2 protein-coding genes are annotated in these 4,057 nt (G+C 68.4%); both read right to left on the reverse strand.

Annotated elements, in window-relative coordinates:
• A partial coding sequence (gene carB / locus ACWCRA_RS35170; RefSeq protein WP_351559895.1) for a carbamoyl-phosphate synthase large subunit occupies positions 1-3,241 on the reverse strand: 3,241 nt, incomplete at its 3' end.
• Positions 3,234-4,057, reverse strand: an 824-nt coding sequence (locus ACWCRA_RS35175) for a carbamoyl phosphate synthase small subunit (RefSeq protein ID WP_451069475.1), incomplete at its 5' end; no start/stop codon positions are given. The genes carB and ACWCRA_RS35175, both read right to left, overlap by 8 nt.

Below are 4,057 nucleotides of genomic sequence, written 5' to 3' on the forward strand. Positions count from 1 at the left end.
TGAGTGCGTCGATGCCTTGGACGGCGGCGGCGAGGGCTTGGACGGTGGTGAGGCAGGGGACGGAGCGGGCGACGGCGGCGGTGCGGATGTCGTAGCCGTCGAGGCGTCCGCCGGTGCCGTAGGGGGTGTTGACGATGAGGTCGACTTCGCCGTCGTGGATGAGCTGGACGATGGTGCGTTCTCCGCCGGGTCCTTCGCCTTCGCTGTGTTTGCGGACGATACGGGCGTGGATGCCGTTGCGTTTGAGGACTTCGGCGGTGCCGGAGGTGGCGAGGAGTTCGAAGCCGTGGGCGACGAGTTCCCGGGCGGGGAAGATCATGGAGCGTTTGTCGCGGTTGGCGACGGAGATGAACGCGCGGCCTTTGGTGGGCAGGGGTCCGTAGGCGCCGGCCTGGGATTTGGCGTAGGCGGTGCCGAAGACGGTGTCGATGCCCATGACCTCGCCGGTGGAGCGCATCTCGGGGCCGAGGATGGTGTCGACGCCGCGTCCGTGGATGTCGCGGAAGCGGGACCAGGGCAGGACGGCTTCCTTGACGGAGATCGGGGCGTCCATGGGCAGGGTCCCTCCGTCGCCTTCCCGGGGCAGGAGTCCTTCCGCCCTCAGCTGGGTGATGGTGGCGCCCAGGGAGATGCGGGCGGCGGCTTTGGCCAGGGGGACGGCGGTGGCTTTGGAGGTGAAGGGGACGGTGCGGGAGGCGCGGGGGTTGGCCTCGAGGACGTAGAGGACGTCTCCGGCGAGGGCGAACTGGATGTTGATCAGGCCGCGGACCCCGACGCCGCGGGCGATGGCCTCGGTGGAGGCGCGCAGGCGTTTGATGTCGTGGCCGCCGAGGGTGATGGGGGGCAGGGCGCAGGCGGAGTCGCCGGAGTGGATGCCGGCTTCCTCGATGTGTTCCATGACGCCGCCGAGGTAGAGGTCGGTGCCGTCGTAGAGGGCGTCGACGTCGATCTCGATGGCGTCGTCGAGGAAGCGGTCGACCAGGACGGGACGGGTGGGGGAGATTTCGGTGGACTCGGCGATGTAGGCCTCCAGGCGGGCTTGTTCGTAGACGATTTCCATGCCGCGTCCGCCCAGGACGTAGGAGGGGCGGACCAGGACGGGGTAGCCGATGTCGTCGGCGATGGTTTTGGCCTGGGCGTAGGTGGTGGCGGTGCCGTGTCGGGGGGCGGGCAGGCCGGCTTCTTCCAGGACGCGGCCGAAGGCGCCGCGGTCCTCGGCGGCGTGGATGGCCTCGGGCGGGGTGCCGACGACGGGGACGCCGTTGTCCTTGAGGGCCTGGGCCAGTCCCAGGGGGGTCTGGCCGCCGAGCTGGACGATGACGCCGGCGACGGGGCCGGCGAGGGTTTCGGCGTGGACGATCTCCAGGACGTCCTCGAGGGTGAGGGGTTCGAAGTAGAGGCGGTCGGAGGTGTCGTAGTCGGTGGAGACGGTTTCGGGGTTGCAGTTGACCATGACGGTCTCGTAGCCGGCGTCGGAGAGGGCGAAGGAGGCGTGGACGCAGGAGTAGTCGAACTCGATGCCCTGCCCGATCCGGTTGGGCCCCGACCCCAGGATGATGACCGCGGGTTTGGTGCGGGGGGCGACTTCGCTCTCCTGGTCGTAGGAGGAGTAGAAGTAGGGGGTTTTCGCGGCGAACTCGGCGGCGCAGGTGTCGACGGTCTTGTAGACGGGGCGGATACCCAGGGCGTGGCGGACCTCGCGGACCACGTCCTCGCGCAGTCCGCGGATCGCGGCGATCTGGGCGTCGGAGAAGCCGTGGCGTTTCGCGTCCGCGAGGAGTCCGGGGTGGAGTTTGTCCGCCGCGGCGAGTTCGTCGGCCACTTCGCGGATCAGGAACAGCTGGTCCACGAACCAGGGGTCGATCCGGGTCGCGGTGAACACCTCGCCGGGGGTGGCGCCCGCGCGGATCGCGGCCATCACCGTGTTGATCCGGCCGTCCGTGGGCCGTGCCGCCCGGGCCAGGAGTGCGTCCCTGTCCCCGGGCGGGGTGGTGAAGTCGAACGGGCCGTCCTTCTTCTCCAGCGACCGCAGGGCCTTCTGGAGGGCCTCGGTGAAGTTCCGGCCGATCGCCATCGCCTCACCCACCGACTTCATCGTCGTGGTCAGCGTCGCGTCCGCGGAGGGAAACTTCTCGAACGCGAACCTGGGGGCCTTCACCACCACATAGTCCAGCGTCGGCTCGAACGACGCCGGTGTCTTCTCCGTGATGTCGTTCGGGATCTCGTCCAGGGTGTAGCCGACAGCGAGCTTCGCCGCGATCTTCGCGATCGGGAAACCCGTCGCCTTCGACGCCAGCGCCGACGAGCGGGACACGCGCGGGTTCATCTCGATGACGATGATCCGCCCGTCCCGGGGATCGACCGCGAACTGGATGTTGCATCCCCCGGTGTCCACCCCCACCTCACGGATGATCGCGATCCCGATGTCCCGCAGCCGCTGGTACTCCCGGTCCGTCAGCGTCATCGCCGGAGCCACCGTGATCGAGTCCCCGGTGTGCACACCCATCGGATCGAAATTCTCGATCGAGCACACCACCACCACATTGTCGTTCCGGTCCCGCATCAGCTCCAGCTCGTACTCCTTCCACCCCAGGATCGACTCCTCCAGCAGCACCTCCGTCGTCGGCGACAGCGTCAGACCCTGCCCCGCGATCCGGCGCAGCTCCTCCTCGTCGTGCGCGAACCCCGACCCCGCGCCGCCCATCGTGAACGACGGCCGCACCACCACCGGATACCCGCCCAGAGTCCCCACCCCCGCAAGGACATCGTCCATCGAGTGACAGATCACCGACCGCGCCGACTCACCGTGCCCGATCCGCTCCCGCACCGCGTCCACGACACCCTTGAACAGCTCCCGGTCCTCCCCCTTGTTGATCGCCTCGACATTCGCCCCGATCAACTCGACCCCGTACCGCTCCAGCACCCCCTGCCCGTGCATCGAGATCGCCGTGTTCAGAGCCGTCTGCCCGCCCAGGGTCGGCAACAGGGCGTCGGGCCGCTCCTTCGCGATGATCTTCTCCACGAACTCCGGCGTGATCGGCTCCACATACGTGGCATCCGCGATCTCCGGATCCGTCATGATCGTCGCCGGATTCGAATTCACCAGAATCACCCGCAGGCCCTCGGCCTTGAGGACCCGGCACGCCTGCGTACCGGAATAATCGAACTCGGCGGCCTGACCGATCACGATCGGGCCCGACCCGATCACCAGAACGGACTGGATATCGGAGCGCTTAGGCACGCTGGCCCTCCATCAGAGAAACGAAACGGTCGAACAGATACGCGGCGTCATGCGGACCCGCCGCCGCCTCCGGGTGGTACTGCACACTGAACGCCGGCCGGTCCAGCAACCGCAGACCCTCCACCACCCCGTCATTCAGACACACATGCGACACCTCGACACGCCCGAACGGCGTGTCCGACACCCCCTCCACCGGAGCATCCACCGCGAACCCGTGATTATGCGCCGTGATCTCCACCCGGCCCGACACACGGTCCAGCACCGGCTGATTGATCCCCCGGTGCCCATACACCAGCTTGTACGTGCCAAAACCCAGCGCACGCCCCAGCAGCTGATTCCCGAAACAGATCCCGAACAGCGGAGTCCCCCGCTCCAGAACCGCCCGCACCACCGACACATCAGCCGTCGCCGGATCACCCGGACCATTCGACAGAAACACCCCGTCCGGCCCACCCCGCCCGACCGCGTACACCTCCTCCACCGACACACCCGCCGGCAGCACATGCACCTCCACCCCCCGCTCCGCCAACCGCCTCGGCGTCATCCCCTTGATCCCCAGATCAATAGCCGCCACCGTGAACCGCCTCACCCCCACAGCCGGCACCACATACCCCTCAGCCGCGGCCACCTCCGACGACAGATCCGCCCCCGCCATCCCCGGAGACCGCCGCACACGCGCCAGCAGACCCCCCTCATCCACACCCGCCAGCGCCGCACCCGAGAACACACCCGCCCGCATCGCACCCCGCTCCCGCAGATGCCGCGTCAACGCCCGCGTGTCCACCCCACAGATCCCCACCACACCCCGCGCCACCA

The organism is Streptomyces sp. NPDC001889, assembly GCF_053594535.1.